This is a genomic window from Shewanella sp. HL-SH8 (assembly GCF_051165765.1).
GTDB classification, from domain to species: Bacteria; Pseudomonadota; Gammaproteobacteria; order Enterobacterales; family Shewanellaceae; genus Shewanella; species Shewanella glacialimarina.
This window is the reverse complement of the sequence record NZ_CP195039.1, coordinates 1,354,263-1,378,180: the sequence shown is the minus strand read 5'-3', so window position 1 is coordinate 1,378,180 and position 23,918 is coordinate 1,354,263. Positions and strand designations below refer to the sequence as shown.

Sequence of the window (23,918 nt, the reverse complement as noted above, 5' to 3'; positions counted from 1 at the left end):
CTAAACTAAAACTTTAATATCTCATTTTGCGTTTTTGCTGTATAAGCTTGCGCCAATATCATCATTCTATTTAATGGGTCACCACCATGTCTGATAAGTACTTTTTCAAAGGGCGTAGAACGCCAAAGCCAGCCTATGGCGAAAGTGGCTATAACACTAAACGCGCGACTAAACCGGGTACAGAGATTTCACCTTTACTTTTATCAGTACAAACTGAAGCACGTAAAGTGGAAGTTGCTGCCATTGTTGCCGAGCAACAGTTGTTTGCTAACATCACGGTTGATGCCGACAAAGCTGAAAATATTATTGAGTTAACTGGCTTACTTAATAAACCTAAAGCGGTTAGTTTTGAGGCTAAGCCAAATAGAAATGACGTTTGTTCATGTGGCAGTGGTAAAAAATATAAGAAGTGTTGTGGCGCTTAATCAATAGCACAATTGCATACTTATTAGCGACAAACTGAAGCGGATCACATGATCCGCTTTTTTATTGCCTTTGGAATTTATCCAGAACTTAGGTAGAGTGTCTGTCGTTAACAATCTAACGGTGTAAAACATAAAATAAAAGGGTGACTTATGAGCACTAATTCACACTCAGGCAATGACCTAAGTGAAGTAAAACAATTGGGAATGTGGGCTTCTATCACTAGCCTTGGCTATATTTTCTGGCTTGTGGGCGGCATGGAACTTGTCGAACGCATTGCCTATTATGGCGTCAAAGCCAGTGCTGGCTTATATGCTAAATCGCCGGTTTCTGAAGGTGGTTTAGGGATAGACCTTCACGACTACGGGATCATTCTTGCGGTTTGGGCAATGCTACAAACGTTTATACCTGTGATCACTGGCGGGATTTCAGATCGCGTCGGCTATAAAGAAACTATTTTTGCCTCAACAATTATCAAAATCATGGGCTACCTCACCATGGCATTGTTCCCTGATTTTTGGGGCTTTATGTTTGGTGCAATGTTGTTAGCCGCCGGTACAGGGGTATTCAAACCCGGTATTCAAGGCACCTTAGTGTTGTCGACCAAACGAGAAAATACCTCTATGGCCTGGGGCATATTTTACCAAGTGGTTAATATTGGTGGCTTCCTTGGACCATTAGTTGCTGTGCACATGCGTCAATTATCTTGGGACAACGTGTTCTATGCCTGTGCGGCAATTATCTCATTAAACTTTTTATTCTTATTAGCCTATAAAGAGCCTGGCAAAGAGGAGCGAATCGAACGAGCACGCAAAGTAAAGTCGGGTGAAATCCATCAAGAAGCACTGTGGAAAGATGCGCTACATGAGCTTAAAAAACCAGTGGTAATATACTATATGCTCGTGTTTGCCGGTTTCTGGTTTTTATATAATTCATTATTTGATGTATTACCTATCCATATTGCCGAATGGGTTGATACCAGCATTATTGTCACCTCACTGTTTGGCCCAGAAGGCACTAGTAACGGTATTCTACAGTTCTGGTTAGGCTTAAATAATGAAGGCACCAAGGTGATGCCCGAAGGTATGCTGAACTTAAATGCAGGCATGATTATGACTACCTGCTTTTTAGTCGCCGCTTTTACCGCTAAGTACCGTATCACCACAGCAATGCTGGTGGGCTGTATTCTCAGTATCCTAGCAATCATGTTGGTGGGTGTATTTAACGCTGCATGGATGATTGTACTGGCCATTGTGATGTTTTCTTTTGGCGAAATGATGATTAGCCCAAAGAAAAATGAGTTTATGGGTAACATTGCCCCAGAAGGTAAAAAAGCCATGTACTTAGGCTTTGTGATGCTACCGCAAGGGATTGGTTGGACATTAGAAGGCTATTTTGCCCCTAAGCTTTATCAAATCTACGCGTCAAAGGAAATTATCTCACGTAATGAGTTAATAACTAGAGGCATGAGTCAAACAGATGTAGATGCAATTCCACAAGGTGAAGCATTCATGCGCTTAGTTGATTTTACCGGCATAGAAGCCCAACCGCTTACGCACATGTTATATGAGGCGAATAACATAGGTATGGCTTGGTATATTATCGGTGCAATTGGCATTATCTCTGCCGTAGGTATTTTTATTTATGGTAAGTGGTTGCTAAAAATGCAGCATAATCAAGCATAAAAATGTTAAATAGGTAATTTGGGTGGAATCATAATTCCATCAAAAGAATAACCTCATAACACGGTAAATAATAAAGGGAGATGCTAAATGCATCTCCCTTTAGGTTTCTTGAAGTATTCAGTCGCTATTTAGATAGCATGGCAATGATAAAGTCTGATCTCATTACCGACTTATTCACTTCTAAGATTATTTAATAAACCATATTAACTTTATGTTGTGAATTAATGTGCATCTCCCATATGGACCTTATCGATACCATAAGTTTTGCCTTCTGCATGACAAGTTGCACACGACTCCACAGGTAAGTTAGCTGTTGTGGCAGGACGACCTTCCACATATGCTCCATTACTTTCAAAGTGAGCTAAAGCAGAACTTTTGATGTGACAAGAGCGGCAAGATTCAGCAACCGGAGAAACAAATTGCGTTCCTGCTGAATTCACAGCAATTGCACGTTTACCTGACGTTAAACCACCATCAGCGGCAAATATGCTGACATCTTCTTTGTGACATGCTGAACATTGTGTAGCAACTGCAGGGTAACCTTCAGTTTCCATATCCGCATTCAAATGAATTGCTGGGAAACCACGATTGTCATCCCATAGACCACTATGGAAGCGATGTGAAACAGTCATTAAGTCACGGTTGCTATAAGTTAGTCCCTCAACTAAAGCAAAAACGGGGACACCATCAGCATCAACTGCATCCGTTTTGTACTCAACAGTGCCATGGTATGAACCACCCCAAGTATTGTTGTGACAACCCATACATTGGTCAAAACGCTCGTTACCATAGTGTTTTGCAATACCTAACGATGTATGACAAGAGCTGCATTTTGCTTCGTCAGCACTCACCATAGAAGGAACGCTTTGACGAGCAATATTGGCACCTGAACCGTCTGCATTAGCTAAGTTCCAATATGCAGTGTCCATTGTCACGGCAACATACTCAACCGCGAATTGTTCTTCTCCTACTGTATTTTTACACTTAATTAGCTTCGCTTTCTCATCAGCACAAACTGAAAAACGAGGTGTAATGGCAATACTCTTACCAGCCACGTTAAAGTTAGCCACTTTAGTGACGACAAGCTTACCACCAGCAGAAACAACACCGTTTAGATTTAGAGATGTACCCACGAAATAAGTGCCATCGGCGTCAACTGTACCTGTTTTGATTTCGTCATAATTGGCATAAGGACCAAAATCGAAGCCATCGGCAATAGGTTGACCATCGATACTTACATCAAGAGTAATACTCATTTGATCTTGCATAACACCGCTAACATCAACAGCATCTTCTGCATAAGTAATATTACTAACCGCAAACACAATAGAGTCAGTAGCCATTGCACGTACGCCAACATTATGAGCTTCACTTGGGCTTAAGCTACCTGCGCCATGACAACCAGAACATACTGCATCACTTGCTGGCACAATACCCCTATGGTTTACACCGGTGGTTAAGTCAACGTTCACGTGACACGATAAACATGCTTCAGCATAAATATTTTCATTCCACTGCTGGCCATTATCATGACAAGCGGTACATTCATTGAGTTCTGATGGAAAACCGATTTCACCAAACATCTCTTTGGCTTCACCAGTCAGAGAGTCTGCAATATGGTGACCTGCATGGATAGTGTGGATCATAGCATTGAAGTTTACATTGAAGCCTTTTTCAGGATCGTCCTGCCCACCCGCATACGCTGGATTATGACAAGCTACGCAATTTTCAACTTTTTGGTAATTATGATGAGCACCAATATTGGCTATACGCATATCGGTATCAGCATAGCCATCCATTGGGCTGTGACACTTAATACAGGCAGCATTTGATACCGCATCTTTGGATGAAACAGCTAGTTCACCAGTTGCAGGAATGAAGTCTAGTGGGGTCGATAATATTTTATCTGATACAGCAGCCCCATCAGACATGGTCACATCGTAAGCGCGAATAAACACACGAACCAAATCGCCCGCATCGCCACTTGCTAGTACCACAGGCGCATTGCCATCATGCGCCCAAGAACCCGTATAAGTACCAGGATTAGCTTCATCTTCAACTAATGTACAAGCATCGACTAAAGCGCCTCCTCGTGCTGCGGCTTTACCCGTTAAGGTACAATACATGCTACTACCAAAATCATTGGCAAGTGCATGGTTGGTCCATAGCATTGGCGCACCTGTATCAGTAGTATTAGCTGATTGACTCATCACATATAAGGCGACTTTATCAAGCCCCGAATATGGAACGTCCGCTCCACCCACTCCTTTACCTGTTACAGTAAATTTAACATTAAATGGATCAGCACCTACTACGACAATATCTGTAGGAGCCAGTGTTAAGTTAAAGTCATAGGCATTGTCAACTGTTGTAACGACCGAACCCGCTGGTGTACCCGGTGTACCCGGTGTTCCAGGGGTTCCAGGTGTGCCCGGTTCTCCTGCAGCACCATCACTGCCGTCAGAGCCACAACCTGTTACACCCAATGCAGCAATAAACGCCGCAGCAAGTAATGTTCGATTATAATTTTTCATCTTAAATCCCCCGATTTAATGAAATATGCTTTTTTGCATACTTAAACTATAAAAAAAAACCTTACTTTATGCGTGGTATATATACTGGAGATGTGAACAAAAGTTAAAATTTCGTTAAATGAAATTTACAATTTCGTATTTGGGGATTTCAATAATAATAATTCACTATTACTGAATATGTAATTCACTGATAAGAATTGTTAACAACAACTTCACACATATAACTCAAAAAAAGGCATATTTAAATATTTAGATTATAAAACAGCTGCATACAACTTATTAAAGTTAAATAATCACTCTTAGTTAAATACAAACAACAGCGTTTTAACTATCAAACAGTCACAAACAAGTTTTTAATGAGAGTAATTATTATTTGCTTAGATTCTTCTGAATAGCGGCGATATGGGTTATCCCGCTCAAAAAAACTATAAATAGGTAAGCTCATGACTTTTCTCAGTTTAGTAAACTCGCTCATTGGCAATGGTTTAGCACTGATTTGAGGTATATTGTTGGCGATCACCCCTTCCGGTTTAGTTGCCAACGAAACACTCCCCATGGTCATCAAATGCCAATACCAATCGTCAAGATCGCAGACATGATCAATACTGGCAAGATAATGACCTTTTTCTTGGCAATATAATTCCAGTGGATCAATTCGATGGTTAAAACCATGACACTTCAGATACATATAATCAAACTCAGCAATGTCTTCCAGTGTTAACGGGTCAGGACAAAGCCAAATAGGGTGCTCACTTTTAGCAACAACATGTAAGCTATCTATTTTAACAATAGGAGTAAGGTTGAGCGAATGCTGCCCTTGGTCATCAAAACCAATGCCGAAATCTATCTCACCATTATGAATTTTCTCTTCTGTATCACTTTGCCATACATGTAAGCGCAAGGGACCAAAATGATTAAAGAATTTAGATGAGCTTAATGACATTGCTAAACTACTGATAATATTGCTGGAAACTGCCACGTTCAGTAATGGTTTAGCTGGGTTACGATTAGTTTGTTGGGCTACAGTTTCAATTTGCTCTATGGTATCGCTGAGCTGACAAATCGGCTGATAAAGCTGTTCTGCTAAGGGGGTGGGCTTTAAACCTTGCTGACGACGGTAGAACAGCTCATCGTCAAAAGTCTTACGTAATAATGTCAAACAACGGCTTACTTTAGGTGCGGAAACACCTAACTCCTTTGCCGCCAGATTAGCATAACCTGTCTCATAAATGGTTTTAAATACCAGCAGACAAAAAATGTCTAATTCACTCACCTTTTTAATAGCTTGAATGGTCACAAAATTACTCAATTAAAAGTTCATTTAAGTAAACTAGCATGTAACTAAAATGAAAAAATTGATCAAACTCGCGAAATGAACAAGCAGATTTAATCGGAAATAAAAAAGTTAGTTCACTAAGCTAACCTCATCCGCTGATAACGCCCGAAACTCACCGGGTTGAAGTGTATTATCTAACTCAATATGCCCAATAGACTCTCGATGAAGTGCGACAACGGGATTATTAAATCGACCAAACATACGCTTAATTTGATGATACTTACCTTCTTTTAGCTCAACAATGGCTTGGTAGCGAGAGACTATAATTAACGTTGCCGCTTGGGTAGTGATACCTTCATACTCAAACCACATGCCGCCAGCAAAAGCCTCAATATAAGTGTCATCAATTGGGTTAGCCAGGGTGACTAGATATCGCTTAGTCACTTTATTATCGGGTGACATCAATGCTTGTGACCATTTAGCATCATTGGTGATCAATAATAGCCCAGTTGAATTTAAATCTAACCGCCCGGCAATATGCAGCAAATCTTTATCAACACCCTCAAGTAAATCTAACGCAGTTTGATGCTGTTCATCCACCGTTGCACTGACCACACCTTGGGGTTTGTATAGCATCCAATAAGCCCGCTGCCTTTGCTGTAATATTTCACCTTGGCACTCAATCACACTGAACTCGTCAATTTGCGTGTCAGGAGTAATCACTATATCGCCATTAAGCAAGAGTTGCTGGTTAGCAATTAAACTTCGCACTGATTTTTTAGGGATTTGTAGCTGTTTAGCGATAAAGGTATCGATTCTGCCGCGCTTTGAGGCCATGACCTAGACTATTTCAAAGTTGAGTTAACCCCCATAATACCTTACTCTGTCAGTGGGGAAAACAAACAAGGAGTAACATGATTGCGCAACCTGCTAGTACAGAATTACACTCAGGAATGAGTATTAGCGAGCTTAAGCACGCTATTGCATCGTTAGACAAATTTTTAGCAGACAATATCTTACATTGTTCAATTAATGAAACGCTCACTAGCCGCGCGAATTTTTTTGATAATTTGCTTAGCTTACTCTGGTGTGATCATCAATTAGACCCTAACACTATTTCTTTAAATGCAGTTGGAGGCTATGGCCGCCAGACATTACACCCCTTTTCTGATATCGACATTTGCATCATTCACGACAAGCCACTTAATCAACAAGATTCAGCCAAAATAAGTGCATTTCTTACCCAACTATGGGATTTGAATTTAGATTTAGGCCACGGTGTACGCACCTTACAAGACACCTATCAAGCCTGTAGGGACGATGTCACTATTGCCACCAGCTTATTAGAAATTCGTCATATCACTGGCAATAAACAACACGAAACCCAGATACTCACCGCCTTATATGGTGATGAGTTATGGCGCAGCGACACCTTTTTTGAAGCTAAATTAACCGAACAACAACAGCGCCATGCCAAAGCACAGGGCACGGCTTACAGTATTGAACCCAATTTAAAAACCAGTCCTGGTGGCATGCGTGATTTACAAACCTTGACCTGGGTAGCGCGAAAGCATTTTGGTGTTGGCGATATGCTGACATTAAGACGACGCGGATTTTTTACCAATGATGAATATGCCGAATTACTAGAGTGTCAAAACTTTTTATTCAGAATACGCTTTGCATTACATCAAGCTGCTGGGCGTTCTGAAAACCGTTTATTACTTCAATATCAAGCAGAAGTCGCCAAACTAATGGGATTTGGTGAGGGCAGTCCTTTAGGCGAAGGTGGCAATATTGCCATTGAAAAAATGATGCGCCAAATTTTTAGAGCCATGAAACGCATTCGCGAATTAAATCAATTATTAATGGCTTATTTTGCCCGTGAAATATCGCCTAATACACAGTCGCACGTGATTCCAATTAACGACAAATTTGAAATTGTTGATCAGCACATTCACGTACGTGATGAAGACGTGTTTATTGATCGCACCCAAATCATGGCATTATTTTTATTGATAGCGACCCATAACGACCAAATTATTGGGATCAGCCCTGAAACCTTAAGACTACTTCGTCAAGTACGCCGTCGTTTAATGGGCGACTTACAAGACTTTCAAGTGTGCCGTGAAACCTTCAAAAAAATATTTAATCACCCTGAAGGTATGGGGCTGGCCATCACCTTAATGCATCAGCACGGTATTTTAGCGTCATACCTACCCCAATGGCGTGAAGTAGTTGGGCAAATGCAGTTTGATTTATTCCATGCTTATACGGTTGATGAGCATACCCATAAACTGATTAAAAACATCTATCGATATGGCGTTGATCGTCAAAATGGCACTATCGATAATGATCGCAAACTTGCGGCTGATATTTATCAAAAAATGCCCAATAAATCATCTCTGCTGTTTGCAGCATTATTCCATGATTTAGCCAAGGGACGTGGCGGTGATCACAGCATATTAGGTGCGGTAGATGCCAGCTTATTTGCCAAGTTTCATGGTTTAAAGCTGTCCCACGAGCGCTTAATATGCTGGCTAGTTAAACACCATTTGTTAATGTCTATTACCTCACAACGTATGGATATTCACGACCCAGATGTGATTAATCGTTTTGCTAAAGAAGTCGGCAGCCAAACACGCTTGGATGCATTGTATTGCTTAACCATTGCCGATATTCAAGCCACTAATGACGACCTGTGGAATAACTGGAAAGCTGCGCTGTTAAAAGAACTGTATTTTGCTACCCGAAAAGCACTGCATAATGGCTTTGAAAATGTGCAACAACTGCGCGCCATTGTGCGCGACCATAAACAAGATGCAACCCAAATACTGCAAGCTGACGGGGTTGATGTAGACACCATTAAAGCGTTATGGAAACGTTTACCGCTATCATTTTTCAGTCATGCCGAATCCGATGATATTGCGCGCTACAGCAAAGCGTTAAGCAAACATCAGTTACAGCCAGAATACGACAGCCAGTTTGAAACCTTGATATTAATCGATAATGTGACGGTCAAAGGTTGCAGCGACGTGTTTGTCTACAGCAAAGATAGACCGGGATTATTTGTTAAGCTATTTAATGCCTTAGCAACATTAAAAATCTCAGTTAAACAGGCGCAAATATCTAAAACCAAAGACGGTTATGTGGTCGAATCCTTTAAAGTGTTAGATTTTGATGATATGCCCATTTTTAGTGAATCACGTCGAGCACAAGTACTTAAAAAGCTTTATAACGTACTTGACCATGACGCTAAGCTGCCTAAAATACGTCAACCGCGCACCCACAAAAGTTTTGAAAACCAACTCAGTATTGAGTTTTTATACTCGCGCCAATCGACTCGCACAGTACTGAATGTATCAGCGTTAGATACCAGTGAGTTTATGGAACAAATCTCTAGTGCATTTAGAAAACAAGAACTGACCATTCACAGTGCAAATATCAGCACTGTAGGAGAGCGGGCGGATAACGTGTTCCTATTGTCCAACGCGCAGGGTCAACAACTTGATAAAGCAGAGTGTCAGCAACTAACAGAGCTGCTTAATCAAACAGTCGGAGATTAACCGTTATTTACGCCTAAAATTAAAGGTAGTCATTTTTCCGATAATCATATTCCCGATAACCATATTGCCGTTAATAATAGCGGTTATCGGTAATTTCATTTTGCATTAATACCAACCCCGTAAAGTTATGCGATAATCATCCCGTCCAAATTTAATAGAGCTAACACAATATATGACTCAGCCAGCAACCTTTAGCCATGAATTTACCCTCGATAAACGCTATTTTGCCGAAACCTATGATGCGTCGGTCGATCCTTCAATTAAGGCAAAGGACTTTATTAAAACAGCTATTTTCGCGCTGATTGGACTAGGGATTTTGTTGTCCACTAATTTGGGCGATAACGAACTTGCCAATAAAAACATCTATTACTTAGGATATTTTTTCATAGGTCTAAGTGTGGTCGAAGCATTAAGTATCAAGTTCAAACGCACCTGGTGGTTATGGCGTCAAATGATGAGCAAGGCCGCCAATAACAATGCCACGTTAACCTTAAATGAAGAAGGCATACACACACAGTCTGCCTATGTTAACCAAACAATCTTATGGACCGAGGTTTATCGTATAGCCGAAACAGACAGCGGATTTTTAATCACCTTAGCCAAGGCCAAAAGCTACTTAAGCAAGCAAGGCTTACCAGACCATGCATTGGCGTTTTTACGCAGTAAAATATAACCACAAAATATTTATCCCAGGAATGTTTGAACTATAGTCATACCGGTCAACTTGGATTATGATTTATCCATAACGATAAAGTGCTATCTCAATAGGACATAATATGAAGTACCCTGCAATAACCTTGATTTTTTCTGGTTTGATGTTTGTCACCAATGCAGCAATCGCCTTACCACAGCCTTTGGCAAAAGATATTGCTTCTTTAAAAACCGCTTGTGCTGAAATAGCCCAAGAAGACTTGTTACCTGATAACGAAATCGCGCCATTTCTTCTAGATTGTGTCAACGATCAACTTAACGAACGTGGTTATGAGCGAGTAGAACATCTTGAAGGTGTTTCCCAAAATGTTGATAGCCCTGAAGATGATTCCCCTGCTGAGAAATCATTAGTGGAAGTATTAACTGAAGACGAAAATACACAGCAATAATTGCTAAACAAAAAACACCTACGTCCTGTAGGTGTTTTTATTAACAGTTAACTCATTTTTAGCATCGATTAACTCGCTTCAATGCTAGCAGCATTGGTATCTGCGTCTTCAACTGCTTGCCAATATCCTTGATTTATTCCTTTGGCAATCATTTCAGCTACGGCTAACTCAATCGCTTGTAATACACAAAACTGTACTGGCTCATTGGTGGTAAACCCGATCTCAGCCTCTGCTAATCGGTTTAAGCTGGTATAGCGAAACAATCCAGCACGCATCTCCTGTGACAGCACACGTTTAGTGGTCGACACCGACATCATTACTTTACCGCTGTGTACATCAACCGCACGTAAATAAATGGTCACCTGGTCTTCACGGTACATCTCTGAGGCGCCAATGCCATAATATTCAACGCCTGCACCGCCAGTGCTGGTATTGGTTTCATAACTGATAATCCCACCTTCTAACAATAAACGTGCATTAGATAAGCTCGGCATATCATCGCCTTTAGTGCCTTGCTTATTACTAATTTTGCGCTCAGTTAATAAATTTTGTAAGCCTTCGCGCTCAACCGGAGTAAACCATCTAGAATCTAATAAAGTTTGCATCAACATTGACGCCGCCCCTTGGGTGACGGCGGTTGAAAAAGAACTCACATTAGCTTGGGGTTTATATTGTCCGGTTTGATCCCTAAATGAATAAACCGCTACAGGAATAGGAAACTTAGGGCCTGATTGAGCTTGAAGCGCTAACATGGTTTCACTGATAGGGTTAACTTGTGCTTCGGTTAAATTAAGATCCGGTTTAGGGACTAAACTACAACCAGAAACAAAACCTAAAAACAGCGCGACACTCAAAGGTAAAGAGAATAATTTTTTCATCAAATTATACCCCATATGTCGGCATTTCAATTACCGTCACTTCACCTGACAGCAAGTTAGTAATCGTTAACATAACACCATTTCCGGTTGAAACAACTTCTACTCTAAAATCTCCGGTGTCATATATACCATCAGTAATTTCACCATCAGCCACACCACGGGTAATAGTGTTAATAATATTTCGCTCTAACGACTCTTTAAACCGCGTAACAAAATCTTTATCACTAGAGGGTGATTGATTATCATTTTGTGAGTTAGCCTTGTTGAGTAAAAAAGATCCATTTAATGGCGAACCACCAAAACTTGGGTTAACTGGGGTATAAACTAATTCTGTGGCTATAACATTACCCACTAACAATGCACTAAAACTTAGCATCAACAACCGTTTAAACATCCTGTTTCTCATTTTCTGTCCTAAAATCCGTTTGATGGAGCGGCTATTTCATTGGTAAGCGCACTTGCTCTTACCTGGGCAATATAATCAATTGTAATTAATAGCGCCTGCTCAGCACGTTCTTTAATCGGTGCTGCGCGTCGGCCAAAATGGGTTCGATATATTTGTGTGCCGTTGACTTCTAATGTCAACAAAGTCCCCGCTTGAGGGTATACCGTCTCATACAGCGTCACATTGAAACCTTGGGTAAAGGGAAGGTCACGCCAATAACCAGAATAATAAAAACCGAAATCTTTACCAAAGCGAGTTAAGGTACGATCAATCACTAAACCACTGATTTCAATATCGGACTCTTCGGCAGCAACGGGCATAACGAGTAACGTCGACGCACAAAGCAATAAACAGCTAAAGTTCCACTTCGTTATGAGTAAATGTAGAGAGTGACAACAGCGTGTCATTAATGGGTAATCCTTCACCTAATGTATGAAGTGTTACATTAACAATATCGACCACACATCGTCATCCTTAGAGTGATAAAAACGGGGTAAATTAGCTCATATGTCTAGGTAATAAAAAGCAAATTAGTTCTTTTGGCTAGGTCAAATTGATTAAAATAAAAAAGCAGCTCATAAGCTGCTTTAAAAATGGCTATTATCGTTTCCAAACATCACAAAGCCTGTTGAAAAATCTCACTCAGCACATTCAATTTAGAACGCTTGAACAAAAATGCCGATTGATGCACCAATAGCAACGAACCAGGATAATGACCGTAAAGTGCCATAATTTAATAAATACAATGCATGATAAACCACTCGAGCAACCACATGCACTATGGCTAAAATGGCCACAACATCGGTAACGTTATTAGTCACTATTGCGGTTAAAACCGCTATACCAAATACAAGTAATGATTCAAATGCATTTTGATGCCCTGCTATCGCTCTTGCGCCGAAGCCAGTCAGTTTGGCTTGCTGCGCCCTTGGATGGGCATTGTCATATCCGCCCAATTTAGACATAGCCATGGCTACTGGCACTTTCGCTAAATAAGGTAACATCATCGCGATAAATAAACATATGAGTAAAATAGTCATCTCTTTCCCTTTAAGTTTGTTGTTATTTTATTAAAAAATGCACTGTTAAATTGCCAGTAACAACACTGTTTTTAATGTGTATTATCAAAAAGATTTTAACAGTAGCACAACAGCCATTAACCACAACCTTATTCAAAAACACTTTGTAAGATCCCCTGCTCTAGAACGCTCTTAATCCGTACCTAGCTTAAGTCGCTATATAAATAGCACAATATTTTTTATAAATTATCCGAGGACGAATGTCATTTTTTGATAATAAGGTTTGATCACTTTGAAACTCATTTTTGGACAAAAGCAGGGTTGGAAGATTTGTTTTTCTAAAAGTTTGCCCTGACAAGACTAAATTTTAAAACTCAATTTAATTTTCATTGGCGTCAAAGGTTGACTACAAGTGCAGATGATCCAGCGAGACGCCGCAAGCACCTCCATGTGGGCTTAACCAAAACATCCTTGTTTTGGATACTCGCTGACTCATCTGCACCTGAATTATTATCTCTTCGATTTAGCTTCATTGATGGCTGCGGGAAAGAGCTATATAAAAACAGGGGTTAACTCATTTTTGGACAGAAATGATTTAGAAAAGTTAGTGTTTCAATTTACTTTTTATAAAAGTTTACCCTGACGCATTAAATTATTAAATTATCAAATAAAGTTTACAGTGACCCCATATATCCACAGCGTGTTTAGTAAAACATCTCTTTTTCTTCGTGCCACTTAGCAGGCTCTTCATTGTCATACAGAAATACCTCCCAATTATCGCCACCAAAGGTACGTCTAAGCTCACTGACAAACCCAAGCACTATTTCTTGAAACTCCTCAAATTCGAGGAAATCAAGCCCTGATGGGTAAGCAACCGCCCCCCACCACAGCGAGTTGTCAGAGTGTGCTTCTTCAGCGTTGGGCTGGCGCGGCTCAATCATTAACGACTCCATACCATACTCTTGCTCAAAGCGACGATAAGCCTCAGAGTGTTCGTGTTTTGTTTTGATTGCCCACAATTGCGCTAATTGTGGCTCACAGAGATGCCACCGCACCCGATATGTAATATTCATGCTCATGGTTTAGTTGCCTTTACTGTCTTAGCACGAAAACCCTCGGTGCAGCCTTCAGTAATGTGGGCTTGCATCTCAACTAGTAATGCAAAGGATTCCTGTGTCGCTTGGTAAAAATCCTCTTCGCTAAAACACCACAGTTTAGGTGGAATACGCCAGCCAGTTTCATAGTCCAATACTTCGCCCTGACTAACTCGTATTGCATTGTAAATGAGTCCTAATGGCCCACCTGCAAGCATATAGTTTTTATTTGGAACGACAAAAAAACGGACATCAACCCATTGCCGTGCAATGATGGTCAGTAAAATGTCATTTCGAGGGTACTTTTTATCAATTCGCCAAAAACCGCCTTCAATTTTATGGTATTTGACAGGCATGCCGGCGGCTCGAGATACCTCATCCATGATTTCGATTTGTCGCTCCAGAGGCACATAGTGCTCATCTTTAGCAACCTTGCTCTCAATTCTTGGAAATCTGCTAAACAATTCATGAAAGCGCTCACCATGATTAATCGCTAGCGCAGCGTTGAGTACGGGCTGACTCACACGATTAAGAATCCATTGATTTATCTTTTCAGTTGTGAAGTCCTTTGTGAAATCCGTCATGAAATCCATCGATTATCCTTTGATTAGTTGGATTGTTTGGGTCGATTAGTTGGGTCATAGCCTGACGGATCTCCACAAAATAATGAATATAAATATTTTGTTTTGATTGCCCACAATTGCGCTAATTGTGGCTCACAAAGCTGCCACCGCACCCGATATGTAATATTCATGCTCATGGTTTAGTTGCCTTTACTGTCTTAGCACGAAAACCCTCGGTGCAGCCTTCAGTAATGTGGGCTTGCATCTCAACTAGTAATGCAAAGGATTCCTGTGTCGCTTGGTAAAAATCTTCTTCGCTAAAACACCACACTGATGGAGGAACTCGCCAGCCAGTTTCATAGTCCAATACTTCGCCCTGACTAACTCGTATTGCATTGTAAATGAGTCCTAATGGCCCTCCTGCAGGCATATAGTTTTTATTTGGAACGACAAAAAATTCGAAATCAACCCATTGCCGTGCAATGATGGTCAGTAAAATGTCATTTCGAGGGTACTTTTTATCAATTCGCCAAAAACCGCCTTCAATTTTATGGTATTTGACAGGCATGCCGGCGGCTCGAGATACCTCATCCATGATTTCGATTTGTCGCTCCAGAGGCACATAGTGCTCATCTTTAGCAACCTTGCTCTCAATTCTTGGAAATCTGCTAAACAATTCATGAAAGCGCTCACCATGATTAATCGCTAGCGCAGCATTGAGTACGGGCTGACTCACACTAGTAAGAATCCATTGATTTATCTGTTCAGTTGTGAAGTCCTTTGTGAAATCCGTCATGAAATCCATCGATTATCCTTTGATTAGTTGGATTGTTTGGGTCGATTAGTTGGGTCATAGCCTGACGGATCTCCACAAAATAATGAATATAAATAATGAGATAGGTTAAAGGCTGAGGAACATTCATGGAATTTGGTGATCAAATTTATCGCCAAACAAATATTACCACGAGCAAATGCCATGAATGCGAAACACGTTTTATCAAAATGCCTATCGTTTGTCACCCCATTAATGCACAAAACACTTCGCTTGAGTTTGTTTGCTGCCATTGAAAGCTCAATGAACGGTGGCTCGCTTTCTATCACAGGACTTGGCCGACAATTAATGGGGCCAGGGTAAACATTTTAGGATAGTTTATAGGCGCTATGATTGAATGGCTTTTTCTTCCCTAAATGGTGTGCTCGATGATGGTCTACGAGCTAGCCGACTCTGCCCTTAAGTTCTCACTTTAATCTAGTTTGTTAGCTACTTTCTGTAATCTAAGATGCAAGATTTTTTGTCGCATTAGTAACTGAAATTTATTTTTAAAAATAGTGACTTATTTAGGTTAGCTACTATAAGGTCAAATCGAAGGTGTTTAATGGCGCAGTGTAAACGCGGCTGCGGCCTTTGCCAGCATGGATGCTGGCATAGAGCCCACAGGGATGTGCTTGTGGCGTGTCGCAGAAGTGTTTGCACTTTAAGCCTAATGGAGGTGAGTGACCATTACATTATTAACCCTGTTGTACAGGTAACCAAACCTTGACACTTAAACCGCCTTCTACGCGGTTTTGCATGCTAATTCGGCCACCGTGGGCTTCAATAATCTCGCGGCACAAGGGCAAACCAATGCCTGTGCCAGACTGCTTAGTTGAGTAAAACGGCAACAATGCTTGCGATAATACCTCGCTAGACATGCCACTCCCTTCATCTTCCACTTTTATTAATAAACCCACTACGGGGTGGGTTATCTGTTCAAAAATCAGCGCGACGCTTTCTGCACTTGAACCAGACTCATGGGCATTTTTCAGTAAGTTAATCAGCACTTGTTCTAACTGAACCGCATCAAGTTTAATTGGCGTTTGCGGTAAAGACGACAACACCTTGAATGGGTATTGCTGTGCTAACTGCAGAGTCATTTTAGGCCAATCAATCAGCTGTTTCTGTGGCAGCGGCAGCTTTGCAAACTCGGCATAATGGGAAATAAACTGACTTAAATGCGTGGTGCGATTCTCGATAGTATCAAAAATCAATTGCAGCTTACTGTTATCTAAATGTTGGGTTAAAAACTTACCTGAGTTGACCATAGAGGCGATTGGAGCCACTGAGTTATTCAGCTCGTGACTGATAATGCGTATCACCTTTTTCCACACGGCGACCTCTTGACGATTGAGCTCTTTGGTCAGTTGTTTTAGTAAAATTAAATGATGCTGTTGATTGTTTTGGGTAAAGCGACCTCGGGAAATATGCCAAGTTTCAACATCACCATCCGTGCCCATATCATCAGCATCTTCAACCGAGTTGCCACCCATCGAAAACAGCCCTTCTTGCTCGCTGTTTAATGCGGCTTTAAGCGCATCAGGCAACATCATTATCAGTTCAGATAACAGCATGCCTTCTACTTTTACACCGTGATTAAATAAGTGTCTGGCGGCGCCATTAGCATAAATAACCCGTTGATTATCATCAATCAATAACATCACATTGGGTGAGTTTTGAATCACCTTATCGAGCATTAACTCGCGCTGATAAATAAATTGTCGCTCGCTGCGCAGCTTTGCTGATGCTTGATTATATAAGCTCACTAGCGCATCTAATTGTGGTTCGCCATAGGGATGCAGCGACACACTAAAATCATTATCTTTGAAGTTAAGTAAACCAATTTCAAGTGCTTGCAGGCTGTCACTCAATCTGCGGGTAAGCCACATGCTGCAAAAATAACACACCACCAGCATGACAATAATAGCCAGCCATAAGGTGTCATCACCCAATGTAAACCACACTAAAGCGCCTGACACCGAAGCCAAAAGACAACTTAGCAGGTTACTGAATAGCAATTTAGCACGTAGCGATAACATCATTATTTAGTCACCCTAAGACCGTATTTTTCCATACGACGATAAAGGGCTTGTCTGCTTAGGCCAAAGGATTTAGCGACTCTGGCAATTACGCCATTATGTTGGGTTAAGGCCTCTTCTATCTGTTGCTTGTCGGGTTCGAAAATCGACTGAGTATCATCAGTATCTTGCTTACGGTGATTAAGATGATCTTCAACCACCAAGTCATACTGAGCAGCCGCGCCGCCATTAGCTATCGCCATCAAGCCAAAGTCATCAATAGTTAATATTGCTGATTTAGCTAACAGCGCCGCCCTTTTACAGGCGTTTTCTAATTCGCGCACATTACCCGACCAACTGTGTGTAAGTAACGCCTGTTGGGTCGACTTATCAAGGCTAAAATTCGCACCTATAAAGTGTTTCACTAAGGGTAAAATATCATCTTGACGCTGATTGAGTGGCGGCACATTCAGTTCAATCACATTTAAGCGGTAAAACAAATCTTCACGAAACCGTCCGTGGGCTATATCGTCGGCTAAATCAGCGTTAGTGGCACTCACCACCCGCACATTCACTTTGCGGGTTTGATGGCTACCTAAACGTTCAAACTCGCCAGTTTGTAATACTCGTAATAGTTTCACTTGACCTGATAATGGCAAATTACCAATTTCATCTAAAAATAACGTGCCACCGTCGGCCGCTTCAAAACGGCCGATACGGGTTTTATTCGCGCCGGTAAAAGCACCCGCTTCGGCGCCGAACAATTCGGCTTCGAGTAAGTCCATTGGTAAAGCGCCAATGTTGACCTTAATAAAGGGTTTGTCTTTTAATGGCGAGTTGGCCTGTAAAATATCGGCTATTTTGTCTTTGCCCGCACCATTGGGACCAGTGATCATGACCGACACATCGGAGCGCGCAACTTGCAGTGCCAAGTCAACACAGCGCTGCATCGCACCACTGCCAAACACTAAACCACATAAATTAGCACCATTAATGGCCGACATACGTTCACTGTCTATCCGAGTTAATTGACTGTTTTGCTGAGACAAACGATAAATAGATAATAGATTGCTAATGCTGTTGAGCAGCTTAGCGTCATCCCAAGGTTTACCCATGTAATCGGCGGCGCCTGCTTTGACTAACTCGACAGCGGTTTCTAATTGAGTCCAAGCCGTCATTAAAATAATCGGTAAATTAGGCTGTAACTGACGCAATGCGTAAAACAGTTGTTTACCCTCTTCACCCGAGGTGGTGTCACGGCTAAAGTTCATGTCTTGAATAACCAAGCTGATTTCTTTGTTGGTAACAATCTCAACTGCCGTTTCAGGTGAATGGCAAAAAATAGCCTGATAGCCATGCAGTTCAATCATTAACGCAAGAGCTTGGCAAATGGCATGATTGTCATCAACAATTAAAATATTATCCATTAAAGTTTATTTGAGTCCAATTAGGTTGCAGCTATACAAAAACATGTTTACACAAAGTCTGTTTATACAAAAATATTTAAAACAAAAGGTAATAAACAATAACATGACAAAAGACCTCACTGTCACGCTATTGTTAACTACAAGCGCCATTTTGCATATTAAACGCTGCGCGTTGCCATGGCGGGTGAAATATTAGCGGCTTTGGCTGCCGGCACTATTACTGCAAAGGTCGTCACAACCAGTAAACCAATCACAGAGATAATAGGATAAATCACTGGCACCATAGGCAAGCTATAAAGTGACATTAATTGCTGTCCAAGCACTAATGCTAACATACCGCCGATAACGCCACCGACAATACAAATCAGGTAATTTTCAACCATAAAATATTGAATAATATCGCGCTTATTAGCCCCTAACGCACGACGCGTACCTATTTGTTTGGTGCGGCGTTGAATATTAAACATCACCATCCCGGTTAATCCCAGTGCTGTAATTAATAGCAATAACACCACCATAATACTCAGTACCGCCGCCATTAAACGGTGATTACTGTAAGATTTGTTACGCATTTCAGCCACGGTTTGAAAATTATCCAATACCCGATTTGGATTTTCTGCATGAAATGCTTTGCGAATAGTCTCTTCTAAGCCTTTAGTGTCCTCGGGTAAGGCCCGAACCATATAGGATTTGTTACTGCCATTACCACCAAAGTCGATGTTTTGAATAACACTGTATTCAAAATTTTCATGGTCAACCCACGCCCCCTGTAGCTTTTCTACCACACCGATAATTGTAACGGCTTGCTCCCCTTGATACATGGTTTTACCCAACGGCGATTCATCGCCCCAAAATGCTTTGGCTAAGGGTTGTGACACTAACGCCAACATTCCACTATCACCTAAATTGGTATTAATTTCATCCGCAGTAAAATTACGTCCAGCAATTAGTTTTGATCCCATTACATTTAATAAATGTTCATTGCCTAAATAGAAAGCAAAACCGGGGGTGCTTTTAGCCGTATCGTCATTAGGGCCATCAGCATAGACATCCATCCACCCACCTCCACTTAATGGCAGCATATTGCTGGAGCTGGCATCAATCACATTGGGTAGCGAGCGTAAAATAAGCTGATCTACTTGATTTTGTTTCATGTTATCGATTGCTGGATCAAAGTTATATACGCTAAACGTGAGAATTTGATCTTCCGCATAACCCGAGTCGCGCTGCATTAACTCTAATCGTTCACTGATAATAAAGCTGGCATTAGCCACAATCGCCACAGACAACATAATTTGTAATAACAATAAAATTGGCGCGCTTTTACTGCGCATTAAACTAGATAAAATTGGTTTGATATGTAACATGGCAATGTCCTTTTTTAACCTTTACTGGAGTTATTGGGCTTTTAAATACACGCTAGGTTTAGTTCGGCACACCACCCACGCAGGGTATACACCCGCTAATACCGCGGTAGAAATCGCAATTAACGGGGTTATAAACCACATACTGATATCAAGCCCGGCCACGCTTTGCTCCACCTCAAAATAAGCATGCAGTGCAGTTAACGAGCCCCAAGCCCATAACAGCCCAATCACCCCACCAATAAAACCAATCATGCCGACTTCAACCATATATTGACTAAATATCTGCCTACGGCTGGCACCAATAGCACGCCTAACACCCACTTCAGGGGCTCGCTTTAAAAACTTGGTCAGCAATAACCCAAGAATATTCACCAAGCACACACTTAAAAACAGCAAACTTAATCCCACTAAAATTTTATTATCTTTAGGGACCACATGGTTGTCTTCAAGCCATTTTTCAACATGGCTAATTTGCACTAACTCAGCGGTTGTTTTAGCGGTATCGGTAAATCGACCAATGCCGCGCTGCTGTTCAGCATAATGGGTTAACCACTCTTGAAAACTTTGCTTTTTTTCCGCATTTTTTAGTTCAGTCCAAAATTGAATCCATGATTTTTCTGATACTAGTCGGTCGTTATAGGTCAGCATAGGTTCAGTTCTCCAACCCTGGGTATTGCCCCACACTTCAAACTCTTCTTGAGGTGTTAACGAGAAGGGAATAAACACTTCCTCTGAATCATTAAATGCGCCATTAAGTGGGTCATAATATTTAGGTTGTGGATTCCAGTCTTCAATAACCCCCACTATTTGATAGGGTTTACGATTTAAAAACACCGTTTTACCGACACTGTTTTTACCTTCAAAAAAGCGTAAATTAAGCTTTTGGCTAATCACCACCTGATACGCTGGGCGTAAATCCACACTAGCATCCCAGTAGCTGCCATATAAAAATGGCACTGAAAAAATCCTAAAAAAATCTCTGTCTGTTACCCGGACGCTATTCAGCACAGGTTCAATTTTAGCGTCGCCGGACTGTAAAGCTAAGCCAGTACGAAACGCCGCCGCTTTTAAATCAAGTTCAGCATTATTGCGCAAATTCATCGCATCCATATAGGTAATGTTAGAGCTAAACTCATTCCACGAATCTAAACCTTGGCTCCATAACTGCACTGAATTAATCATCTCGCTGCGTTCGCCTGCCGGGTTATAAGACATGGTTTTATAAACGTTTAAAGTAGTAATGGTAATACCAATACCAATTGAAATCGCTAATACCATTAACATCGATAACATCGGTGTTTTTCGAATACTTCGCCACGCTAAATCACAATAGTAAAAAAACATAATGCTCTCCTTATGCGATTAACGCGTGCCCGTAGCAGCTTGTTGGTACATCGAAAAGTCACACACTTGGCCATCAACAATTTGAATATTGCGCTGGGCACGGCGGGCAAGTTCTGGGTCGTGGGTGACCATAATAATGGTGGTGCCTTGTTGATTGATATTTTCAAGTAGTTCCATCACTTGACGCGCCATTAAGCTGTCTAGGTTACCTGTTGGCTCATCGGCGAGTAAAAATCTTGGCTCGCCTGCTAAGGCACGTGCTATCGCGACCCTTTGCTGCTGCCCGCCAGACAACTGGGTCGGCAAATGCTTCATTCGCGCACCTAAACCGACTTGTTCTAATGCTGATTCTACTCGGCGCTTACGCTCACTCGCTTTCATACCGCGATAACGCAGCGGTACTTCGACGTTTTCGGCCAAGTTAAGATCAGGGATAAGGTTGAATCCCTGAAAGATAAAGCCAATCTTTTCATTACGGACTTTGGCGCTATTGTTGTCACTTAAGTTCGACACATTGACACCATCAAGGCTGAACTCGCCAGAGGTAAAACCTTCAAGTAAACCGGCAATATTCAAAAAGGTGGTTTTACCTGAACCAGAGGGACCGGTTACCGCCACAAATTCGCCCTCTTGTACTTCAAGGTTAAAGTCTCGCAGGGCATGGGTTTCAACTAAATCGGTTTTAAATACTTTACTGATATTTTTCATGGATAACATACTGGCTTTCCTTAGTTCAATCGGTTGTAACACCTCAGTATTGATGGCGCTTAAGAGCAATACTGTTGATGTAAATGCGGTTAATTCAAGTTCTGTCGACATCTATTCTGCTGACGTAAAAAAGACTTAAAGCAGCAATTTAATTTGGGCAAGTGAGCTGATAGCAATATCGATACTGACCGTGTGACTATCACCTAAGAGTTGAGTCGATAAATGGCTGCCCATATCAATTAAGTGCAAACTCACCGATAACCAGTCAGTATGATTATCAATTCGATAAATCACTGCCACGACCAAAAGAAATAAAGCGGCTAGTTCAATAAGCTGTTTGCGTTGTATGACTGACATGGGATCCCCTTACTCGTTAAATTTTTAGTAATTAGCTTATCTGATCTGAATTTTAGGCTGATTTTTAAAGCTTTCAGTGCCTGATATCACCCACACCTCACCTTCTTCACCACCGTCAAGCACTTCAACCTGGCTCATACTGCGCACACCAAGTTTGACTGATTTTTGCTGCGCTACAGACTCGCTCACTTGGTAGGCCACTTCACCGCCAAGGTTAAGAAAATCGCCACGTTTGACCATCAGCACATTGGGTCTATTTTCTAATAATACTCGGGCTGACAAACGCTGATTTTGACGTAAAGACAAGGTATTACTGTCAGCAAAGCGCACTCTGGCAGTGACTTCACGGTTACGTACTTCAGGCGATATTGACGACAACTGCCCCACCACATTGACGCTGCCAAAACTCAACTCAACATCCATACCTAGCCCAAGCTCATCGGCATAAGATTCCGGCACGGCCAGTTCGGCTTCAAAGGCGGTTAAATCGACTACAGTTAATATTGGCTGGCTAGCTGCAATACGCGCTTTTTGCTCTACCAGCCAATTACCGATAATGCCGCTAACAGGGGCGATGATATTGAGGGCATTTGCCTGGCGAGTTAACTCACTGACAACGAGAGCCTGGCGCTCTACCTCAAGGGTGCGATTTTTAATTTCGAAGGTCAGTGTGTCGCGCATTAAATCGACTTCTTGCTGAGCGTGTTTGTGTAGCAATTTGGCTTTGTGTAAATCATCTTTGCTTTTTTCAAAATCGATTTTGCTGATTAAACTCGATTCAATTAATTGATCACCACGACGGCTTTCACGATCCGCGGCTTCTAAATCTACTTTCGCCATGTCTAAAATCTGGCTAACGCGTAATTGCTCACGACGAGCATCTAATTTGGCACGCTCTAAACTGCCCTGCATACCTTCAAGTAATGACTGCTGTTGTTGCAGTTCACTTTGTAAACGTGGGCTGTCAATCTTGGCCACTACTTGCCCAAGTTCCACTTCATCGCCAGGCTGACTTAATAGCGTCACCACACCTTCTTCAGTGCTGTATAAAATCGGCGCGTTAGCAGCCACAATTTTCCCTGTAGTGGCAATATCGCGCACCAAGGTGCCACGGATCAGGGTTGCTAAACGTAAATCGGCACCATCAACTGATCGCACTGAACTGTCTTGGCCTAAACTCGCCCACACTAATGCACTCATCAATATTGCACCGCCACCTATTATCAAAGGCAAACGCAGTTTACGACCTAACTTAGGTGTTATAACCGTATCTTGGCTGCTGGTATCTTTAATCATCTTGGTT

General features: G+C 41.5%; 22 protein-coding genes and 1 pseudogene. 6 read left to right on the top strand and 17 right to left on the bottom strand.

What is annotated here, in order from left to right; all coding sequences use genetic code 11:
• Positions 1-86: 86 nt before the first annotated feature.
• Together ACRWQN_RS06105 and ACRWQN_RS06100 are read left to right on the top strand one after the other, a co-directional pair.
• On the top strand, positions 87-425 hold the full coding sequence (locus ACRWQN_RS06105) for a PBPRA1643 family SWIM/SEC-C metal-binding motif protein (protein ID WP_226410853.1): 339 nt from the start codon (positions 87-89) through the stop codon (positions 423-425).
• Between the two features lie 150 nt (positions 426-575).
• Positions 576-2,108, top strand: coding sequence for an MFS transporter (locus tag ACRWQN_RS06100; RefSeq protein ID WP_434928451.1), 1,533 nt, complete (start codon positions 576-578; stop codon positions 2,106-2,108).
• A gap of 221 nt (positions 2,109-2,329) precedes the next feature.
• On the opposite strand, the gene ACRWQN_RS06095 is transcribed toward ACRWQN_RS06100, so the two are convergent.
• The 3 genes from ACRWQN_RS06095 to ACRWQN_RS06085 form a co-directional block, all read right to left on the bottom strand.
• A complete protein-coding gene (locus ACRWQN_RS06095) occupies positions 2,330-4,642 on the bottom strand; it encodes an OmcA/MtrC family decaheme c-type cytochrome (protein WP_434940174.1) in 2,313 nt (770 codons plus the stop codon).
• Between the two features lie 331 nt (positions 4,643-4,973).
• Entirely contained in the window at positions 4,974-5,951 is a 978-nt protein-coding gene (locus tag ACRWQN_RS06090; RefSeq protein ID WP_434940173.1) for a LysR family transcriptional regulator, read from the bottom strand.
• Positions 5,952-6,047: 96 nt separating this feature from the next.
• Positions 6,048-6,755, bottom strand: a complete 708-nt coding sequence (locus ACRWQN_RS06085) for a 16S rRNA pseudouridine(516) synthase (RefSeq protein WP_434940171.1) — start codon at positions 6,753-6,755, stop codon at positions 6,048-6,050.
• 77 nt (positions 6,756-6,832) lie between these two features.
• Between ACRWQN_RS06085 and glnD the strand changes: the two genes are divergently transcribed.
• The 3 genes from glnD to ACRWQN_RS06070 all read left to right on the top strand — a co-directional run bounded on the left by glnD (position 6,833) and on the right by ACRWQN_RS06070 (position 10,581).
• A complete protein-coding gene (gene glnD / locus ACRWQN_RS06080; protein WP_434940170.1) occupies positions 6,833-9,481 on the top strand; it encodes a [protein-PII] uridylyltransferase in 2,649 nt (882 codons plus the stop codon).
• Between the two features lie 172 nt (positions 9,482-9,653).
• Complete coding sequence (locus tag ACRWQN_RS06075) at positions 9,654-10,154, top strand: YcxB family protein (protein ID WP_226410859.1); 501 nt, start codon at positions 9,654-9,656, stop codon at positions 10,152-10,154.
• Between the two features lie 103 nt (positions 10,155-10,257).
• Positions 10,258-10,581 (top strand): hypothetical protein, encoded by a 324-nt coding sequence (locus ACRWQN_RS06070; protein WP_434940168.1) that lies wholly within the window; start codon positions 10,258-10,260, stop codon positions 10,579-10,581.
• 68 nt (positions 10,582-10,649) lie between these two features.
• Here the strand turns inward: ACRWQN_RS06070 and ACRWQN_RS06065 are convergent, their stop codons facing one another.
• From ACRWQN_RS06065 to ACRWQN_RS06035, 7 genes are all read right to left on the bottom strand, one after another.
• On the bottom strand, positions 10,650-11,459 hold the full coding sequence (locus ACRWQN_RS06065) for a CsgG/HfaB family protein (protein WP_434940167.1): 810 nt from the start codon (positions 11,457-11,459) through the stop codon (positions 10,650-10,652).
• Between the two features lie 4 nt (positions 11,460-11,463).
• Complete coding sequence (locus ACRWQN_RS06060; RefSeq protein ID WP_434940603.1) at positions 11,464-11,853, bottom strand: curli assembly protein CsgF; 390 nt, start codon at positions 11,851-11,853, stop codon at positions 11,464-11,466.
• Positions 11,854-11,873: 20 nt separating this feature from the next.
• Positions 11,874-12,224 carry a curli production assembly/transport protein CsgE gene (locus ACRWQN_RS06055; RefSeq protein ID WP_434940166.1) on the bottom strand — a complete coding sequence of 117 codons (351 nt, stop codon included), beginning with the start codon at positions 12,222-12,224 and terminating at the stop codon, positions 11,874-11,876.
• Positions 12,225-12,560: 336 nt separating this feature from the next.
• Positions 12,561-12,944 carry an MAPEG family protein gene (locus ACRWQN_RS06050; protein ID WP_434940165.1) on the bottom strand — a complete coding sequence of 128 codons (384 nt, stop codon included), beginning with the start codon at positions 12,942-12,944 and terminating at the stop codon, positions 12,561-12,563.
• 683 nt (positions 12,945-13,627) lie between these two features.
• Positions 13,628-14,002 carry a hypothetical protein gene (locus tag ACRWQN_RS06045; RefSeq protein WP_434940164.1) on the bottom strand — a complete coding sequence of 125 codons (375 nt, stop codon included), beginning with the start codon at positions 14,000-14,002 and terminating at the stop codon, positions 13,628-13,630.
• Positions 13,999-14,610: a hypothetical protein gene (locus ACRWQN_RS06040; protein ID WP_434940162.1), complete on the bottom strand. Its 612-nt coding sequence runs from the start codon at positions 14,608-14,610 to the stop codon at positions 13,999-14,001. The genes ACRWQN_RS06045 and ACRWQN_RS06040 overlap by 4 nt, the downstream gene beginning before the upstream one ends.
• 163 nt (positions 14,611-14,773) lie before the next feature.
• Positions 14,774-15,385, bottom strand: coding sequence for a hypothetical protein (locus tag ACRWQN_RS06035; RefSeq protein WP_434940161.1), 612 nt, complete (start codon positions 15,383-15,385; stop codon positions 14,774-14,776).
• A 171-nt stretch (positions 15,386-15,556) separates the two neighbouring features.
• Here ACRWQN_RS06035 and ACRWQN_RS06030 point away from each other — a divergent pair.
• Positions 15,557-15,700 (top strand): annotated as a pseudogene (locus ACRWQN_RS06030) (IS4 family transposase); the annotation flags it as partial.
• Positions 15,701-16,089: 389 nt separating this feature from the next.
• On the opposite strand, the gene ACRWQN_RS06025 reads toward ACRWQN_RS06030, so the two are convergent.
• From ACRWQN_RS06025 to ACRWQN_RS05995, 7 genes are all read right to left on the bottom strand, one after another.
• Positions 16,090-17,433: a sensor histidine kinase gene (locus tag ACRWQN_RS06025; protein ID WP_434940602.1), complete on the bottom strand. Its 1,344-nt coding sequence runs from the start codon at positions 17,431-17,433 to the stop codon at positions 16,090-16,092.
• 2 nt (positions 17,434-17,435) lie between these two features.
• Positions 17,436-18,839 carry a sigma-54-dependent transcriptional regulator gene (locus ACRWQN_RS06020; RefSeq protein WP_434940159.1) on the bottom strand — a complete coding sequence of 468 codons (1,404 nt, stop codon included), beginning with the start codon at positions 18,837-18,839 and terminating at the stop codon, positions 17,436-17,438.
• A 158-nt stretch (positions 18,840-18,997) separates the two neighbouring features.
• Positions 18,998-20,206, bottom strand: coding sequence for an FtsX-like permease family protein (locus tag ACRWQN_RS06015; RefSeq protein WP_434940158.1), 1,209 nt, complete (start codon positions 20,204-20,206; stop codon positions 18,998-19,000).
• Between the two features lie 30 nt (positions 20,207-20,236).
• Complete coding sequence (locus ACRWQN_RS06010) at positions 20,237-21,550, bottom strand: ABC transporter permease (protein WP_434940157.1); 1,314 nt, start codon at positions 21,548-21,550, stop codon at positions 20,237-20,239.
• 18 nt (positions 21,551-21,568) lie between these two features.
• A complete protein-coding gene (locus ACRWQN_RS06005) occupies positions 21,569-22,267 on the bottom strand; it encodes an ABC transporter ATP-binding protein (protein ID WP_226416011.1) in 699 nt (232 codons plus the stop codon).
• Between the two features lie 126 nt (positions 22,268-22,393).
• Entirely contained in the window at positions 22,394-22,615 is a 222-nt protein-coding gene (locus tag ACRWQN_RS06000) for a hypothetical protein (protein ID WP_434928439.1), read from the bottom strand.
• A 36-nt stretch (positions 22,616-22,651) separates the two neighbouring features.
• Positions 22,652-23,911 (bottom strand): efflux RND transporter periplasmic adaptor subunit, encoded by a 1,260-nt coding sequence (locus ACRWQN_RS05995; RefSeq protein ID WP_434940155.1) that lies wholly within the window; start codon positions 23,909-23,911, stop codon positions 22,652-22,654.
• Positions 23,912-23,918 lie beyond the last annotated feature (7 nt).